The sequence below is a fragment of the Bacillus sp. PDNC022 genome (assembly GCF_016919285.1).
In the GTDB taxonomy this organism is placed as follows: Bacteria; Bacillota; Bacilli; order Bacillales; family Bacillaceae; genus Bacillus; species Bacillus safensis.
Map to the genome: position 1 here is coordinate 228,320 of NZ_CP070345.1, position 16,788 is coordinate 245,107.

At 41.7% G+C, this 16,788-nt stretch carries 18 protein-coding genes, 1 tRNA gene and 1 pseudogene; 16 read left to right on the top strand and 4 right to left on the bottom strand.

The features are described from left to right. The first annotated feature begins 77 nt into the window (after positions 1–77). The 5 genes from JVX94_RS01220 (at position 78) to JVX94_RS01240 (ending at position 4,632) form a co-directional block, all read left to right on the top strand. Positions 78–686 (top strand): succinate dehydrogenase cytochrome b558 subunit, encoded by a 609-nt coding sequence (locus tag JVX94_RS01220; RefSeq protein WP_024423213.1) that lies wholly within the window; start codon positions 78–80, stop codon positions 684–686. A gap of 37 nt (positions 687–723) precedes the next feature. Continuing rightward, positions 724–2,484: a succinate dehydrogenase flavoprotein subunit gene (gene sdhA / locus JVX94_RS01225; RefSeq protein WP_048239041.1), complete on the top strand. Its 1,761-nt coding sequence runs from the start codon at positions 724–726 to the stop codon at positions 2,482–2,484. Position 2,485: 1 nt separating this feature from the next. Further along, complete coding sequence (gene sdhB, locus JVX94_RS01230) at positions 2,486–3,250, top strand: succinate dehydrogenase iron-sulfur subunit (RefSeq protein ID WP_034279749.1); 765 nt, start codon at positions 2,486–2,488, stop codon at positions 3,248–3,250. 121 nt (positions 3,251–3,371) lie between these two features. After that, positions 3,372–3,833 (top strand): acyl-CoA thioesterase, encoded by a 462-nt coding sequence (locus JVX94_RS01235; RefSeq protein ID WP_044335316.1) that lies wholly within the window; start codon positions 3,372–3,374, stop codon positions 3,831–3,833. A gap of 79 nt (positions 3,834–3,912) precedes the next feature. Beyond that, entirely contained in the window at positions 3,913–4,632 is a 720-nt protein-coding gene (locus JVX94_RS01240; RefSeq protein ID WP_205184316.1) for a biotin--[acetyl-CoA-carboxylase] ligase, read from the top strand. 27 nt (positions 4,633–4,659) lie between these two features. Here the strand turns inward: JVX94_RS01240 and JVX94_RS01245 are convergent, their stop codons facing one another. Next, positions 4,660–5,790 carry a 2-methylaconitate cis-trans isomerase PrpF family protein gene (locus JVX94_RS01245; RefSeq protein WP_111292407.1) on the bottom strand — a complete coding sequence of 377 codons (1,131 nt, stop codon included), beginning with the start codon at positions 5,788–5,790 and terminating at the stop codon, positions 4,660–4,662. 135 nt (positions 5,791–5,925) lie between these two features. Between JVX94_RS01245 and JVX94_RS01250 the strand changes: the two genes are divergently transcribed. The 10 genes from JVX94_RS01250 to JVX94_RS01295 all read left to right on the top strand — a co-directional run bounded on the left by JVX94_RS01250 (position 5,926) and on the right by JVX94_RS01295 (position 13,489). Further along, positions 5,926–6,786: a LysR family transcriptional regulator gene (locus JVX94_RS01250; protein ID WP_024423208.1), complete on the top strand. Its 861-nt coding sequence runs from the start codon at positions 5,926–5,928 to the stop codon at positions 6,784–6,786. A gap of 153 nt (positions 6,787–6,939) precedes the next feature. After that, entirely contained in the window at positions 6,940–8,256 is a 1,317-nt protein-coding gene (locus tag JVX94_RS01255) for a CitMHS family transporter (RefSeq protein ID WP_205184317.1), read from the top strand. 203 nt (positions 8,257–8,459) lie between these two features. Continuing rightward, the gene (gerE, locus tag JVX94_RS01260; protein ID WP_003184172.1) at positions 8,460–8,684 is read left to right on the top strand and encodes a spore germination transcription factor GerE; all 225 of its coding nucleotides are present in this window, start codon (positions 8,460–8,462) and stop codon (positions 8,682–8,684) included. A gap of 149 nt (positions 8,685–8,833) precedes the next feature. Further along, positions 8,834–9,274, top strand: coding sequence for a MarR family winged helix-turn-helix transcriptional regulator (locus tag JVX94_RS01265; protein WP_024423206.1), 441 nt, complete (start codon positions 8,834–8,836; stop codon positions 9,272–9,274). Between the two features lie 7 nt (positions 9,275–9,281). After that, positions 9,282–10,100, top strand: coding sequence for a glutamate racemase (racE, locus tag JVX94_RS01270; RefSeq protein WP_373271705.1), 819 nt, complete (start codon positions 9,282–9,284; stop codon positions 10,098–10,100). 101 nt (positions 10,101–10,201) lie between these two features. Continuing rightward, positions 10,202–11,263: a GerMN domain-containing protein gene (locus JVX94_RS01275; RefSeq protein ID WP_048239038.1), complete on the top strand. Its 1,062-nt coding sequence runs from the start codon at positions 10,202–10,204 to the stop codon at positions 11,261–11,263. A 151-nt stretch (positions 11,264–11,414) separates the two neighbouring features. Beyond that, on the top strand, positions 11,415–12,143 hold the full coding sequence (gene rph, locus JVX94_RS01280) for a ribonuclease PH (RefSeq protein ID WP_024427165.1): 729 nt from the start codon (positions 11,415–11,417) through the stop codon (positions 12,141–12,143). A 10-nt stretch (positions 12,144–12,153) separates the two neighbouring features. Further along, a complete protein-coding gene (locus JVX94_RS01285; RefSeq protein WP_095409231.1) occupies positions 12,154–12,756 on the top strand; it encodes an XTP/dITP diphosphatase in 603 nt (200 codons plus the stop codon). A gap of 14 nt (positions 12,757–12,770) precedes the next feature. Next, positions 12,771–13,295 (top strand): YfcE family phosphodiesterase, encoded by a 525-nt coding sequence (locus JVX94_RS01290; RefSeq protein ID WP_197198330.1) that lies wholly within the window; start codon positions 12,771–12,773, stop codon positions 13,293–13,295. Between the two features lie 120 nt (positions 13,296–13,415). Beyond that, positions 13,416–13,489, top strand: a tRNA-Arg gene (locus JVX94_RS01295). Between the two features lie 449 nt (positions 13,490–13,938). On the opposite strand, the gene JVX94_RS01300 is transcribed toward JVX94_RS01295, so the two are convergent. After that, entirely contained in the window at positions 13,939–14,919 is a 981-nt protein-coding gene (locus tag JVX94_RS01300; protein WP_126681504.1) for an SDR family oxidoreductase, read from the bottom strand. A gap of 389 nt (positions 14,920–15,308) precedes the next feature. Beyond that, positions 15,309–15,496, bottom strand: a pseudogene (locus JVX94_RS01305) (hypothetical protein). A 198-nt stretch (positions 15,497–15,694) separates the two neighbouring features. On the opposite strand from JVX94_RS01305, the gene JVX94_RS01310 reads away from it, so the two are divergent. After that, positions 15,695–15,874, top strand: coding sequence for a hypothetical protein (locus JVX94_RS01310; RefSeq protein WP_144484822.1), 180 nt, complete (start codon positions 15,695–15,697; stop codon positions 15,872–15,874). Positions 15,875–16,104: 230 nt separating this feature from the next. On the opposite strand, the gene JVX94_RS01315 is transcribed toward JVX94_RS01310, so the two are convergent. Continuing rightward, positions 16,105–16,500, bottom strand: a complete 396-nt coding sequence (locus tag JVX94_RS01315) for a VOC family protein (RefSeq protein WP_205184319.1) — start codon at positions 16,498–16,500, stop codon at positions 16,105–16,107. Positions 16,501–16,788: the final 288 nt, after the last annotated feature.

Genomic DNA, 16,788 nt, shown 5'->3' on the forward strand with positions numbered 1-16,788 from the left:
AAAGTGCTTACAATTGAAAGAAGCGGGGGTAAGACAATTTTCAAGCAATTGCACTTTTTTTACTAGGGGGTAAAGTAATGTCGGGGAACAAAGAATTTTTTTATCGGAGATTGCATTCTTTGCTTGGCGTCATTCCGGTCGGTCTATTTTTAATACAGCACTTAGTGGTTAACCACTTTGCGACGAATGGACCAGAGGCGTTTAACAAAGCTGCACACTTTATGGAACAGCTTCCTTTTAGGTATGCGCTTGAGCTGTTCGTGATTTTCTTACCACTGATCTATCATGCTGTTTATGGGGTGTACATAGCCTTTACGGCACAAAACAACACGTCTCGCTTCAGTTACTTAAGAAACTGGCTGTTCAGACTGCAAAGGATTTCAGGTATTATCACATTGATTTTTGTCTCTTGGCACGTATGGGAAACACGAATTCAAGCTCAGCTTGGAGCTGAAGTCAACTATGACATGATGGCGAATATTTTAAGCTCTCCATTTATGCTAGGCTTCTATATTGTCGGCGTTTTATCTACTATTTTCCACTTTGCTAATGGCTTGTGGTCATTTGCTGTCAGCTGGGGAATTACCGTTTCACCACGCTCACAACGAATCTCAACATATGTGACATTAGGTATATTTATAGCGCTTTCATATGTAGGGCTAAGAGCAATTTTCGCTTTTGTTTAAGAGGAAATAGATTAGTAGAAGAGGGAGAGGGGCTACAATGAGTAATTCTAGCATCATCGTTGTCGGAGGCGGCTTAGCTGGTCTCATGGCAACTATTAAAGCAGCAGAAGCGGGAACAGCTGTTCAACTATTTTCAATCGTACCTGTGAAACGTTCGCATTCTGTATGTGCACAGGGCGGAATCAACGGAGCGGTCAATACAAAAGGTGAAGGGGATTCACCTTATGAGCATTTTGATGACACGGTATACGGCGGAGATTTCTTAGCCAACCAGCCGCCAGTAAAGGCAATGTGTGAAGCAGCGCCGTCCATTATCCACTTACTTGACCGTATGGGTGTTATGTTTAATAGAACACCAGAGGGATTATTGGACTTCCGCCGCTTCGGGGGAACACAGCACCACCGTACAGCGTTTGCTGGAGCTACAACAGGCCAGCAGCTATTATACGCACTGGATGAGCAGGTTCGCCGCTATGAAGTAGCAGGACTTGTCACGAAATATGAAGGCTGGGAATTCCTTGGCGCTGTTTTAGATGATGAGGAAGTGTGCCGCGGGATTGTCGCACAGAACTTGACGACAATGGAAATTGAATCCTTCCGTTCAGATGCAGTCATCATGGCAACAGGCGGTCCTGGAATCGTGTTCGGTAAATCAACGAACTCCATGATTAACACTGGATCTGCTGCATCCATCGTCTATCAGCAAGGTGCGCATTATGCAAATGGAGAATTCATTCAAATTCACCCGACAGCGATCCCTGGAGATGACAAGCTTCGTCTCATGAGTGAATCAGCTCGTGGTGAAGGCGGACGTGTTTGGACATATAAAGACGGGAAGCCTTGGTACTTCCTTGAAGAAAAATACCCAGCATACGGGAACCTTGTACCGCGTGACATCGCAACGCGTGAAATCTTTGACGTATGTGTCGAGCAAAAGCTTGGCATCAACGGAGAGAACATGGTATATCTTGATCTTTCTCACAAAGATCCAAAAGAGCTTGATATTAAGCTTGGCGGAATCATTGAAATCTATGAAAAATTCATGGGTGACGACCCGCGCAAGCTGCCGATGAAAATCTTCCCAGCTGTTCATTACTCAATGGGCGGATTATGGGTCGATTATGATCAAATGACAAATATCAAAGGTCTATTCGCTGCCGGAGAATGTGATTACTCAATGCACGGCGGAAACAGACTTGGTGCAAACTCACTTCTTTCTGCGATTTACGGCGGAATGGTCGCTGGACCAAATGCAGTGAAGTACATTAGCGGTCTTGAGAAATCTGCGGAAGACCTTTCTTCAGCAACATTTGACAGTGCCGTGAAGAAAGAGCAGGAGAAATGGGACAACATCCTCAGCATGGACGGAACAGAAAATGCGTACGTGCTTCATAAAGAGCTTGGAGAATGGATGACGGATAACGTTACAGTGGTTCGTTACAATGACAAACTCTTAAAAACAGATCAGAAGATTGAAGAACTAATGGAGCGCTACAAGAAGATCAACATCAACGATACAGCATCATGGAGCAACCAAGGCGCTGCCTTCACGCGTCAGCTTGACAACATGCTTCAGCTGGCAAGAGTCATTACGATCGGGGCATATAACCGGAATGAAAGCCGAGGCGCACACTATAAACCGGAATTCCCAGAGAGAAACGATGAAGAATTCCTTAAAACAACGATGGCTACGTTCAAAGGGAAAAATCAAAAGCCTGCATTCCACTATGAGGACGTCGATGTATCGTTAATTGCACCTCGTAAACGAGATTACTCGAAGAAAAAGGTGGAGAAATAAGATGAGTGAAAAAAACACAATTCAATTCATTATCACACGTCAAGATACCGCAGATGGAAAGCCTTATGATGAGGAATTCGAAATCCCTTACCGCCCAAATATGAACGTCATTTCTGCACTCATGGAAATTAGACGTAACCCGGTCAATAAACAAGGTGAAAAAACAACGGCGATCAACTGGGATATGAACTGTCTTGAAGAGGTGTGCGGAGCTTGTTCTATGGTCATTAATGGAAAACCGCGCCAGTCATGTACAGCCTTGATTGACAAGTTAGATCAGCCGATTCGTCTCCAGCCGATGAAGACATTCCCGGTCGTGAGAGACTTGCAGGTTGATAGAAGCCGTATGTTTAACTCCTTGAAAAAAGTAAAAGCATGGGTGCCGATCGATGGCACATATGATCTTGGACCTGGACCAAGAATGCCTGAGAAAAAACGTCAATGGGCGTATGAGCTTTCTAAATGTATGACATGTGGTGTCTGCCTTGAAGCTTGTCCAAACGTGAATGATAAGTCTTCCTTTATGGGCCCTGCTCCGCTTTCGCAAGTACGTCTATTTAACGCACATCCGACAGGTGCGATGAATAAGTCAGACCGTCTAGAAGAAATTATGGGTGACGGCGGTCTTGCGAACTGCGGGAACTCTCAAAACTGTGTGCAGGCTTGTCCGAAAGGAATCCCGCTGACAACGTCAATTGCAGCACTTAACAGAGATACAACATTACAAGCTTTCCGTAACTTCTTCGGAAGCGATCACGCAGAATAACATCACATTCAGTCCTCTTTGCCAATCATGATGAGTGTTTACAAGAGGCTGGATGGAACACAAAATAAACGCCTCTTCCAATATGGGAGAGGCGTTTATTGATGAATAAGGAGATGATGAAGTGAGACTTCCATCATATATTGAGGAACCATTTGAAGAATGGAGAGCATCCTTTCGATTTTATGTTGAAACGACTGTCCGTTTTTCAGAAACGGATATGTTTGGCCATATGAACAATGTCACCCCTTTTGTCTATTTTGAAGAAGCACGGATTGCCTTTTTTCAAAAAACGGGAATTGTTGATAAACGAATGAAACGTGTGAAAGAGACGATTACAGTCGTGGCAAATCTGCAATGTGATTACATCAAACAGGTGGAGATTGGGGAGAGGCTTCGTGTGTATGTAAAGCCGGAAAAAGTCGGATCAAGCTCACTTATCCTTCATTATTTAGGAGAAAACGAGCAGCAGGAACCATGCTTTACAGGCTCAGTCACCATGGTGCAAATTAATAAAGAAACAGGCGCTTCTGTTCCATTTACAGAGGAAGAAAAAGAGACATTTCAAGCTCAACGAAATAAGTAACATAGAGCTCTCATCATCGTGTAAGCTTCATTTTGTTATAATAAAAGGATCATATCAAGAAGAAACAAAAGGAGAACACATGAAGATTTTTCAATATGACACCATTGATAGTACAAATAATGAAGCAAAAAGGCTTATGCAAAAAGGAGAAATACCCTCATTTGCTGTCTATGCACATCAGCAGACAGCAGGAAGAGGCAGGCTGGGCAGACCGTGGGAAACGCCTGCAGGGAATGTCGCTTTAACCATGACGGTTTTGCCGCCAGAAGAACTCTCCACCCAGTCAACGATTGCTCCGCTGACGGCACTAGCGATCTACGATGTACTCAAACCTCTCATAAGGGCTGAGGATCAGCTGGCGATCAAATGGCCAAATGATATTCTTATTAATGAAGCAAAGATATCAGGCACATTGATTGAAGCGGACCGTAACGCCATTTATATCGGGATTGGCATCAATGTGAAGACAAAGCCGGAGCATGTTCCGTACAAAACCATTTGCCTATCAGAGCTTACAGAGGTAAACGCCGATCAGCTTGTGAAGGAACTTGCCACGGCTTTTGAAAAATATCATACACGCTGGAAGAATGAAGGGTTTGAAGCACTCACTGCCCTCTACAACAAACGATTATATCGTCTTCATAAACCGCTGCGGATTTCGTTAGATCGTGAAAAACAAACATGGGAAGAGGGCATTTGCTGCGGAGTCAACCGCTACGGTCATCTCCAGCTAAAAGATGAGAAAGGGCAGATAAAAGCTCATTCTGCCGGAGATATCGATGCACCGCTCCAGCATTAAAAAAAGCAGACGAGAACATCGTCTGCTTTAAGCTTCTCTTTTAATATGAGGCTGAATCACATAGTCTTGTTTTGTGAAAACAACTCCATCTAGAATTTCTCTTGCCGTTCGAATGACTTTGACTCTGTTTTGAGAGGTGTCAATTTCCGTTTGCATTATACCAGCAGGATGCCCAATACGAAGTGTGTCACCTTGTCCTTGAAACAGCTGAGAAGGAAGCGTTTCATCCAAGAAACAGCTGGCCGTCACGCAGACAGAGCCGGTAATGGCAAGTGCTTGGTGCGGTCTTTGCATCGATAGCATACGAACGATGATGTCCATATCTTCTGCTCGTCTCAAGATTCCATTTGTATCTACATAATCAGCAGGCTCGCTAATGAGCGCAAGCTTTGGTACGGCTGGAGACTGTAATGTGGCCATTTCTTTTGGTGCAAAATGACACATTTCAGCAGCGAGAGAACGAATTTCTTCTAAATCATCCAGTAATTCGTCTGTAAACTCTTCAGGCAATTCAGTTCCTTTTAATTGAATATCTTTGGCACGAATAAAGGCAATTGGATTTGCAATGTCAACGATCGAGATTGGAATCTCCCCAAACTTCGTTTGAATCGTATCAACTTTGTTTCCAGTCGGAAAGGTTTTACCTGTAACAGCGCCTTCAGGTTTCTCAAAGGATAAATAAATAGGAGAACCAGTTCCTTTTACTCCTGGAATTTCTGCCTGTCCTTCAAATTTCACTTCTCCATTTTCAACTTCGACCTCTGCCGTAATGACTTTATTTGTATTTGTATTGAGGATACGTACAGTTGTAATGGGCTCAACCGCTTGAACAAGTCCTTTAATGATCGCATACGGCCCAACGGCTGATGAGATGTTCCCGCAGTTTCCTTTAAAGTCGACATATCTCTCATTAATACTGACTTGTGCAAATGTATAGTTCACATCCACATCTGGGCGTGTGGCTTTATCGATAATGGCCACTTTGCTTGTTAAAGAATTACCGCCGCCGATTCCATCGACCTGCAGCCGGTCAGGGCTGCCCATAATGTCTAATAGAAATGCTTCGAGCTCATCGTGTTCATATGGTGCATTGTTTGCGTGAATGAATACTCCTTTGCTTGTACCGCCTCGCATGATTGTGATTGGAACTTTTCTCATGACTCTCACCCTCAATTTTTAATTAACTGTTTATCTAATCAAAATGGTAAAGTATAATAAGAAATAAGTTAAATACATTATTTTAAGAGAAATCAATAAAAATATTTTATAATTAGTAAAAAAGGAGGGCATACAATGGATGAAAAAGATTGGCGGTTTTTAAAGGTACTTTATGAAGAAAAGAACATTACAAAAGCGGCAGAAAAATTATTTGTCTCTCAGCCTGCCTTAAGCTATCGATTGAAACAGCTTGAAGAGGAGTTTGATATGAAGCTTTTCTTTAAAAGAAAACGAGGAATTGAATTTACATCAGAGGGAGAATACTTGGCTAAATATGCAAATGACATGCTCAAACAGCTGCAGCAAACAAAAGATGGCATGCTCAATATGCAAAAAAAGGTCAAAGGAACGATCCGGTTGGGGGTCTCAAGTAACTTTGCCCAGTATAAACTGCCAGAAATATTAAAAGAATTTTCTAAGCAGTATCCACATGTTCAATTTATGGTCAACACAGGCTGGAGTACAAAGGTAATGGATTTATTAGGAACATCAAGTGTGCATTTAGGGATTTTAAGAGGCGATTATGACTGGAATGGAGAGCGTTTTTTGCTCGATAAAGAGCGTCTTTGCATCATTTCAAAATCAGAAATCCAGCTAAAGGATCTCCCGAATCTGCCGCTCATTGACTATCATACAGACAGTTCATTGAAACGGCTGATTAACAGATGGTGGCAGGAAACATTCACAATGCCTCCGCTTGTAACGATGGAGACAGACCGTCAGGATACATCAAAAGAGATGGTGAAGCATGGTTTGGGCTATGCCATTGTCCCGGAAATTTGCCTCAGACCAAGTGATGAGTTATTTGTAAAAGGTCTTTCGTATAAAGATGGACAGCCTGTTTTAAGAGATACATGGCTCATGTACCAGCCAGATTCACTTCATTTGTCTGTTGTGAAAGCGTTCATTGAGTTTTTAAGAAATCAGCAAGGTTGATTATAAAAGAAATTTATTGAATAGACGAAAAAATCGATATTTTCATTATAAAAAAAGCTATTATATCCTTGAAATAGAAAGCGCTAACATATAGATCGCAAGTGCAAGGGGGCGCTTGCAGATCATGTAAAGAAGAGGATGGAGGGATATAAAGTGCTAGCTATTTTAGGGATCTTGATGGTCTTGACATTTACATTTCTCATTATGACAAAACGTATGCATCCGGTGGTGGCTCTAACCGTTGTACCTATCATATTTGCATTGATCGGTGGCTTTAACAAAGGATTAGGGGACATGATGCTTGATGGACTGAAAACTGTTGCACCATCAGCTGCTTTATTGTTATTTGCGATTTTATTCTTCGGAGTCATGCTGGATGCTGGATTGTTTGATCCTCTGATTAAACTCATTCTACGTATTGTGAAAGGTGATCCTGTCAAAATTGCTTTTGGGGTAGCAATTTTGTCTATGCTCGTTGCATTAGATGGTGATGGAACCACAACGTACATGATTACCGTATCAGCTATGCTGCCACTTTTCTTAAGAATTGGGATGAACCCATTAATTTTAGGAACAATTTCATTATTATCATTAGGTATTATGAGCGGAATGACGCCATGGGGCGGTCCAGCTACTCGTGCAATCGCGGCGCTTGGATTAGATGCAGGCGAATTTTTCATTCCATTACTCCCAACGATGGTTGGAGGCGGTCTTTTTATACTTTTTACTGCTTACGTACTTGGGAAAAAAGAAAGAAAACGGATTGGGATTGCAGAGATTCAGTACAAAGAAGAGATGTCCATTTCTCCTGAATTGGCTGCGTCAATTGAAGATGGAGTAGCCGATATTAAGAGACCGAATCTGATTTGGATTAACTTCTTCTTAACAATTGCTGTCATGGCCACACTAGTTCTAGATATCATCCCAATTCCTGTACTCTTCTTAATTGGATTTGTCATCGCTCTTATGATCAACTATCCAAAGGTTGAAGATCAGCGCGAGCGAATTTTATCGCATGCAGGAAACGCATTAACGGTCATTACACTTGTATTTGCAGCAGGGATTTTCACAGGGATCTTTTCAGGAACAAAAATGGTTGAGGCCATTGCCAATTTGGTCATTTACATGATTCCAGATTCCTACAGCTCATTTTTCCCGCTGATTGTTGCTTTGACGAGTATGCCATTTACATTTGTTCTTTCAAATGATGCTTACTACTTCGGGGTGCTGCCAATCTTGGCTGAAGCCGGCGCAGCTTACGGGATTGATCCGGTGGAGATTGCACGTGCTTCTATCATAGGACAGCCTGTCCACTTACTGAGCCCGCTTGTGGCTTCAACGATGCTGCTTGTCGGTATGCTGAATAAAGATATCGGCGATTTGCAAAAATACGCACTACTTTGGACCGTGTTAACTGCCCTTTTTACAACACTTATTGCCTTGTTAACAGGCGCCATTTCAATCTTTTAAATACCACACAAAAAGGACGATGTCTCGGGAGGAGACTCGTCCTTTTTTGCGTGGATGAAAGCGCAGAAATTGGACGCTGATATGCGGGATTTCTTGATTTTAACGTCACCTACCTCAGGCACTCGGCATATGATATCTCGACTATAAAGAATCCCATTCTATAGAGACTAGAGCTCTCACCTTAGCAAGGAGGGTTACAATACTTGAAGGAGAAAGAGTTTCAATCCAAGCCGCTATTAACCAAAAGAGAAAGAGAAGTATTCGAATTGCTCGTCCAAGATAAAACAACAAAAGAAATTGCAAGCGAGCTTTTTATTAGCGAAAAGACTGTTCGAAATCATATTTCGAATGCCATGCAAAAGCTAGGAGTCAAAGGCCGTTCACAGGCTGTAGTCGAGCTTCTGCGTATGGGTGAGCTAGAGCTCTAAAGTCAGCCGGTTTTCCTTCCATATCGGGAAGGAACCGGTTATTTCTATATGGTTTCCATGAGTCTCTTCTTGCATTTTCTTTGAAAAACGAGGAAAATAGACATGTACGTTTTAATCAAAGTGAGATGCTATAGTGAGGTATCAATAAAATGGAAACGAATGAGTCAGGCCATGTTGCAGAGATTGAAAAATCATTGCGCCACATTGCCGCAATTATTAAGCAAAAAGGCAGAGAAATCCTGAATCAATATACGATTACGCCTCCACAATTCATCGGGCTTCAGTGGCTTTATGAATTCGGAGATATGACAATAGGCGAGCTGTCACAAAAGATGTACTTGGCTTGCAGCACAACCACTGATTTAATTGATAGAATGGAAAAAAGTGAACTTGTCGAACGGGTGAAAGATCCATCTGACCGCCGCGTGGTTCGCATTCATTTATTGCCTGAAGGCGAGAGGATCATTCAAGAAGTGATTGCTAAACGCCAAGAATACGTCAGTGAACTTCTAGGGGCTTTCTCAGAAGAAGAAGCCATCGTTTTCAACCAATCCTTAACGAAACTACAGCAGCAAATGAAAAGAAAATGAGGCGATTTTGTTGGATCAACCAATCGGCGTCATTGATTCCGGCGTCGGCGGTTTAACCGTTGCAAAGGAAATCATGAGACAACTGCCAAAAGAAAAAATCATTTACGTAGGCGATACAAAACGATGTCCATATGGCCCGCGGAAAGAAGAAGAAGTTCTTCAATATACGTGGGAAATGGCACACTACTTATTAAAACACCACCATATTAAAATGCTCGTCATTGCATGCAACACAGCAACGGCGATCGCACTGGATGAAATCAAAGCAACGCTTGATATTCCGGTCATTGGCGTCATTCAGCCCGGTGCCCGCACAGCGATCAAGGTGACAAACAACCAGCATATTGGCGTTATTGGCACAGTCAATACGATCAAAAGCGAGGCATACAAAGAAGCACTGCTGTCACTAAAAGCAGGCCTAACAGTTCAAAGTCTGGCGTGTCCGCTCCTTGTCCCATTTGTGGAAAGCGGTACGTTTTTAGATCAGACAGCAGAGGCAGTGGTGAAAGATTCCCTTGAACCGATGAAAGAAACAGGAATTGATACACTTATTCTTGGCTGCACACACTATCCAATTTTAAAAGAACCGATTCAGCGCTTTATGGGCAGTGATGTCAGCATCATTTCATCAGGAGATGAGACAGCGAGAGAAGCAAGTACGATTCTTTCATATAAAGGGCTGTTAAATACCTCTAAAGAAGCGCCTGTCCATACATTTTACACAACAGGACAGCAGCAAAATTTTCAAAACATCGCTCGTGACTGGTTTGGCTACCTGCCAGGGAAGGTCGAAACCGTGTCACTTGAACACATCTACCAGCAATAACCCGCTTCTATTTGAAGTGGGTTATTTTTTTATGAAAAGGGTCTAATCCTCCGAGGGAGCTCGTATACATAGTAGTACAAACTACTAGAGGAGGGTGAAGTATGCTGAAAAAAGGATCTACAGCAGCTGTTACGTGTATCGCGTCAGCCATGCTTTTGTCAGGATGCGGATTGTTTCAAACAGACCAAGCGAAAACAGAGATTGATCCACCACAAAACGTCACATATGTGAAAGAAAATAAAGAAGACAAACAAACAGCCAAAGAAGGAAAAGAAGAGAAGCAGGCTGATACAGTGATGAGAGAATTATATTTAATTGATAAAAACGGGTATGTCGTATCTCAATCCATTCCGCTGCCGAAAAATGAAGGAAGTGCCAAACAAACCCTTGAATATCTCGTGGACGGGGGACCTATTTCTAACTTAATGCCGAATGGATTCAGAGCAGTTTTGCCAGCGGACACGAGTGTATCTGTCGATATTAAAGACGGAACGGCGGTTGTGGATTTTTCAAATGAATTTAAAAACTATAAAAAAGAAGACGAACAGCGCATCCTGCAATCTGTCACTTGGACGCTAACCCAGTTTGATTCCATAGCCAAAGTCAAATTGAAGATGAATGGACATGAACTAAAAGAAATGCCTGTGAACGGTACGCCAATCTCAGATGATTTAAGCAGAGAGGACGGTATAAATATCCAGCACGAGGCTGCCGCTGATATGACATCGACAAAGCCAGTGACGGTATACTATTTAGCTGAATCTGATGAACAGACCTACTACGTTCCGGTCACCACAAGAGCACCAAAAGACGAGGATGATCCGATTACAGCAGCGATTGATGAGCTCGTCTCTGGACCAAGCAAAAAAAGCCATCTGCTTACAGACTTCGATCAAGATGTGAAGCTGAATGATGTACCAAAAGTAAAAGATGGCCATGTGACACTTGATTTCAATGAATCGATTTTTGGCAGTGCAGATGAAAAGAAAAAGGTCATTTCACAAAAAGTTCTTGATAGCATTGTGCTCACATTAACCGAGCTGCCGGACGTCAAAAGCGTATCTGTCAAGGTGAACGGCAAGGCTGAGCTTGTGAACGAAAAGGGAGCAGAGCTCACAAAGCCGGTTTCACGACCAGAACAAGTGAATACAGGTAGTTTTTAACGTCACACATTGATATAATGGAGAAAAAGAGGCATGCATATTCGCTGCCTCTTTTTTATTCCAAGCGATTAGAACGAGCTGAGGTTGTCAAAGTTAGTAGGAGAACCCCGCTGTCACCCGCGAGGAATGTATATCGTAACGGAGGTAAAACATGAGATTAGATGAAAGACAATATGACGAATTGAGAAAAATTGAAATAGAGGCAGGCTACATCACGCACCCAGAAGGCTCTGTCTTAATCTCAGCGGGAAATACGAAGGTGATCTGTAACGCATCGATCGAAGACCGCGTACCTCCTTTTTTAAGAGGAGAAGGAAAAGGCTGGATCACAGCAGAATATAGCATGCTTCCAAGAGCAACTGCACAAAGAACGATAAGAGAATCATCTAAAGGAAAAGTCACAGGACGTACTATGGAGATTCAACGTTTAATTGGACGAGCACTCCGCGCAGTCGTTGACTTAGAAAAGCTTGGCGAACGCACCATTTGGATTGATTGTGATGTCATTCAAGCAGACGGCGGCACACGCACAGCGTCCATCACAGGTGCTTTTGTTGCCATGACACTCGCGATTCAAAAGCTACGAGCTGAAGGAGTCATCAAAGAAAACCCGATTACGGATTATTTAGCGGCGATATCCGTCGGAATTGATTCTCAGCAAGGTCTTCTGTTAGATTTAAACTATGAAGAAGATTCTTCTGCTGAAGTAGATATGAATGTCATCATGACAGGCGCTGGTCGCTTTGTTGAACTTCAAGGAACAGGCGAAGAAGCGACATTCTCAAGAGAACAGCTAAACGGACTGCTTGATTTAGCCGAAAAGGGCATCAAAGAATTAATCGAAAAGCAAAAAGCAGTAACAGGAGAAGTCATCGAATAAAGAGAAGGGTTTGATCAGGATGAAAACAGCCATCATTGCAACGCACAATGCGGGCAAAGCGAAAGAATTCAAAGCCATTCTTGAGCCAAAAGGATTCACGGTCAAAACACTAGCAGACATTGGCTTTACTGAAGAAATTGAAGAAACAGGGCAAACCTTCGAAGAAAATGCCATCATCAAAGCCGAGGCCATCCAAGCCAAAGCAGGTGAAATGGTCATTGCAGACGATTCCGGTCTGTCCATTGATTATCTGGGCGGAAAACCTGGCGTGTATTCAGCGAGATACGCTGGTGAGCATAAAGACGATGCGGAGAATGTGGAAAAAGTGCTGAGCGAACTTCAAGGCATTGAAAAAGAAGACCGTACAGCCAGATTCAGATGTGCCCTTGCTGTCAGCATACCGGGAAAAGAAACAAAGACGGTAGAAGGATCAGTAGAAGGCTTCATCGCAGAAGAGCCGATCGGCGAAAATGGCTTCGGATACGACCCAATTTTCATCGTCAAAGACAAAGACCAGACGATGGCCGAGTTATCACCAGAGGAGAAAAACAAGATCAGCCATCGAGCGGTCGCGCTTCAAAAGCTTTCATCACTGCTAGACGCAAATGAATAAGGGGGAATGAAGCCATGAAGATACTCATCATTAGTGACAGTCATGGACTCACAGACGAACTTCAAACCATTGCCAAACGGCATGCAGCTGAAGTTGACATGATGATTCACTGCGGAGATTCAGAACTCGAAACGAACCACCCAGCACTCGAAGGATACAAAGTCGTCAAAGGAAATTGTGACTTTATGGGCGATTTTGAAGAAGAGCTCCTGCTCCCACTTGATGGAGGCGGAAAACTATTTCTCACTCACGGACATCTGCATGGCATCAAACAATCCTTACTTCAAGTCTACTACCGTGCAGAAGAGCTAGGCGCAGACATTATCTGCTTTGGCCACTCGCACATCCCAGGCAGTGAACTGCTAAGAGGAAAACTCCTCATTAACCCAGGCAGTGTGCACCTGCCAAGAGTGCGAAAAGAGCGCAGCTATGCTATACTGACACTAGATGGAAGCGAAGCAAATGTACAGTTTTTCACGGACGAAGGTCAGGTCATAAAAGACCTCGAAAACACTGTCACATTGGAAGGTATTTCATAAGGGTGCAGCATTTGCCCCTTATGAAAAAACTTTCGAAAAACCGTTGACTTTAAAGAACAATAGTAATATAATAAATCTTGTCGCTGAGGTAATATGCCAAAGCAAAATACATAACAACATGTCCCAGTAGCTCAGCAGGATAGAGCAACGGCCTTCTAAGCCGTCGGTCGGGAGTTCGAATCTCTCCTGGGACGTACTAAGAAAAAAGCCTGAAACCCTTTATTATCAAGGATTTCAGGCTTTTTTGTTCTTTGGAACATAAGTTTGTAACCCGCTTCAAAACAGGGTTTTGGGAGCGCATTTATTTTTAAGTATTTCCGTTCCCTGTTTTTGTATCAAAGAAGCTATCAAAATGGGTAGCGCTGATTTCTGATCAGCTTCTTCAATGACAAGAGCGTAAATTGACATAGTTGTATCCATTTTTGTATGCCCTAAACGTTCCTGAATAACTGCGATTTATTTAAATGATTGGATAATTCAGTTCATAATTTGGATAGCAATAATAAGGCGGTCTACGTCCAATTTCAGACATTAGCCATGAATGCTCCATATAAACCATAGTAACTTTTTTCATTGAATGATTCACAAGTAATAACTCTACTTCTGGATTAAATTCATATCTCAATCCAATGACCCCCTTATATTAGGAATGTGTGGATTCCCCACCGTCAACATGCAGCACTTGACCTGTAACAAAACGTGAATCATCAGAAGCTAGATAAACAAATGTTGGTGCGAGTTCAAATGGATGGGCAACTCGTTCCATTGGGTTAAATGCTCCATATACACCCACTTGGTCTGACGAGAAGCTTGCTGCAATGAGTGGCGTCCAGATTCGACCTGGAGCAACAGCGTTTACACGAATTCCTTGTTTTACAACATTTTTAGCCAAAGCACGTGTCCAACCAACAATTGCACCTTTTGTGGCTGTATAATCAATCATTTGTTGCTCACCTACATACGTTACGACTGAAGAAGTGCCGATAATAGAACTGCCTGGTTTTAAGTAAGGAAGCGCTGCTCTGGTTGTGTAAAAATGTGAGTATATGTTGACTTTAAAGGTGTCATCGAATTGTTCGTCTGTAATGTCAAGAAGGCTTGGTTGTTGAAATTGGATACCAACGTGGTTACATAGAACATCTAGACGTCCGAAGGTTTTTACTGTTTTCTCTACAATGGTGATACATTGCCTTTTATCTCGCAAGTCTCCTGGCATCAATAAACAACGTTGCCCGAGTTCTTCGATTCTTGCTTTTGTTCTATTAGCATCTTCATGTTCATCTAAGTATGCAATCGCAACGTCAGCACTTTCCTTTGCGAAAGCAATGGCTACGGCTGCACCAATACCACTATCCCCTCCTGTAATAAGAGCAACTTTTCCCGCTAACTTACCACTCCCTTTGTAATTTGTATTTTCAATAATTGGAAGTGGTACCATTAAACCTTCTACACCAGGATGACGAAGTTGACGTTGTTCAGGTAAATTAATTGGGATTTCTTCATAGCGTGTGATTTTTCCGTAATTAGGGTACATGGGATAAGGTTGAGTTTTCATTTTCTCTAGAAACATCTGTTGCATTTGTTTTATTTGTTGCAACTTACGCTCATCAGACTCTTGTGTCATTTAATTCCCTCCAAACGTACTTATTCCCTTTTAATATCTATGTTGTTTACTGCTAATCCAAGTATTAATAATGAATAAACTTGTGAAGGAGTTATTTGAAGAGTTTCAGAGAGCTTTCATAAGTAGGTTGGAATTTCAAGGTATTGAACATGTTCAAAAACAAGTAATTCAACGTATTACGTCAGCAATCAAGGTTGGGAAGTAATAAAAATTGCAGACCAATTTATCGGAAGTTGAGAAATGTATGAAGGCGAAGGAGGAGAAGTGTATTTTATTATTTTGATTTTCTAATTCTTTTTCATTCCAAATGTTTTTGCTTTCATTTCGAACTTTGAGAGCGTCCACATAAAGAAAGGAGCTGCATAAACGACAGCTCCCAAGATGAGGAGTTAATTTTTCTTTTTTCTGTAGTCTTTTACTAAGATTGAAACAACTAAACCCATCACACTAAAGCCACAAGATAAAATAAAACATTTGTTACAGGTGTATCAATTTTCCCTAAGATCATCACAACGGCAATAATAGCGCCGGGTAAAGTAATTAATAACATTTTGGATGGCGTGCTTTGCTGTGACACTTAATGACCTCCTGATTGATCCATTAAATAGATATTTTAGTTGATTTTAACATATGGAAATTGTGCGAACAACATAAGGGGGATAGCAATCTACTTTAAGAGCGGACAAACGAAACTTGCTGATTTTGATTTTATGGAAATCATTTCAATTAAACCTTTTGTGTAATAAAATGTATATGATTTATACAAAGGGGTGAGATGGCGGTGAAGCATTTTTTAACGGGAATCGTAGTGGCTATCATTGTGGGGATCATTGTATATGTTGCAGATAATCGTTTAAGCATGTTTCCGTTGATGCTGATTTTAGCGGTTGCGATCTATATCGTAAGCAGAATTAGCGAAGCATTGATTAAGAAATACTCAAAAGAAAATAGTTAATAGCACCGCCCTCCATTGGAAGGGCATTTTTAAATTAACCTCCCTAATGAAAAAGGCATTGTAAAGCGGTAAATATGCAAAAGAGAGAATATTCTTTCTCCAACTAAAAAAAGTAAGGTGTATAAGATCAAAACGGAGAACCCGCTTGCCTTGTGACGGATTTTCTTATCATGGAATGACGAGAAACCCATGAAATCATGGGTTCTTTTTATTTCTCTAGTCAAACTAAATTAAGGTGCCACCAATTCAACTTTCATTCTATCAGGATCTTCGAAATAAACTGCGTAATGTTTATCGCCGCCTGCGAAGGGGTGTGTATCGGCATAAAGAATTTTAACCCCCATGCTTTTTAACTTTTCAGTCATATCATCTACTTGCTGCCGGGAACTGGCATGAAAAGCCAGGTGGTTTAGACCTGCCCTGCGTCTATGATAGGGTATGTCCATAAATCGTCCCTCCGTTTGTACGAAAACGATATAAGTTTCTCCCAATTTCCAACTTCGACCGCTTTCCCAGGTTTGATACGGCTCGTAGCCTAACTCCTCTAAAAACCACCCCCAAAAAATAATCGAATTCTTTAAATTCGAAACATTTAGTTCAATATGATGAATAAGTCCTTTTGACAATAGATGAGCCCTCCATTTAGAAGATTAATTATTATATGATTTAATGTAACTTAATTCAGATGAATATGGAACTCTATTTCATTGTTTAGCTGTTAATGAATAAATCTAAAGAAGAATATGCTGCTTCTCGACAGCTTTCAGCAATTTTAAGGCAAATTTAAGCTCGGATTTTATTTCAAATGTATTAAATCTTTGTTACAATAAGACAGCTTTGCTCAAAAGAGACGTTCCAAGGTTCGACATTTTTTTAGCATCTTTTAAAAAATTTATGGTTTGATATGAAACTCT

What these genes read in the sequence shown, in the direction of transcription:
- JVX94_RS01220 (WP_024423213.1), top strand. Translation starts at nt 78, where the DNA reads ATGTCGGGGAACAAAGAATTTTTTTATCGGAGATTGCATTCTTTGCTT.
- sdhA (WP_048239041.1), top strand. Translation starts at nt 724, where the DNA reads ATGAGTAATTCTAGCATCATCGTTGTCGGAGGCGGCTTAGCTGGTCTC.
- sdhB (WP_034279749.1), top strand. Translation starts at nt 2,486, where the DNA reads ATGAGTGAAAAAAACACAATTCAATTCATTATCACACGTCAAGATACC.
- JVX94_RS01240 (WP_205184316.1), top strand. Translation starts at nt 3,913, where the DNA reads ATGAAGATTTTTCAATATGACACCATTGATAGTACAAATAATGAAGCA.
- JVX94_RS01245 (WP_111292407.1), bottom strand. Translation starts at nt 5,790, where the DNA reads ATGAGAAAAGTTCCAATCACAATCATGCGAGGCGGTACAAGCAAAGGA.
- JVX94_RS01250 (WP_024423208.1), top strand. Translation starts at nt 5,926, where the DNA reads ATGGATGAAAAAGATTGGCGGTTTTTAAAGGTACTTTATGAAGAAAAG.
- JVX94_RS01265 (WP_024423206.1), top strand. Translation starts at nt 8,834, where the DNA reads ATGGAAACGAATGAGTCAGGCCATGTTGCAGAGATTGAAAAATCATTG.
- JVX94_RS01275 (WP_048239038.1), top strand. Translation starts at nt 10,202, where the DNA reads ATGCTGAAAAAAGGATCTACAGCAGCTGTTACGTGTATCGCGTCAGCC.
- rph (WP_024427165.1), top strand. Translation starts at nt 11,415, where the DNA reads ATGAGATTAGATGAAAGACAATATGACGAATTGAGAAAAATTGAAATA.
- JVX94_RS01290 (WP_197198330.1), top strand. Translation starts at nt 12,771, where the DNA reads ATGAAGATACTCATCATTAGTGACAGTCATGGACTCACAGACGAACTT.
- JVX94_RS01300 (WP_126681504.1), bottom strand. Translation starts at nt 14,919, where the DNA reads ATGACACAAGAGTCTGATGAGCGTAAGTTGCAACAAATAAAACAAATG.
- JVX94_RS01310 (WP_144484822.1), top strand. Translation starts at nt 15,695, where the DNA reads ATGGCGGTGAAGCATTTTTTAACGGGAATCGTAGTGGCTATCATTGTG.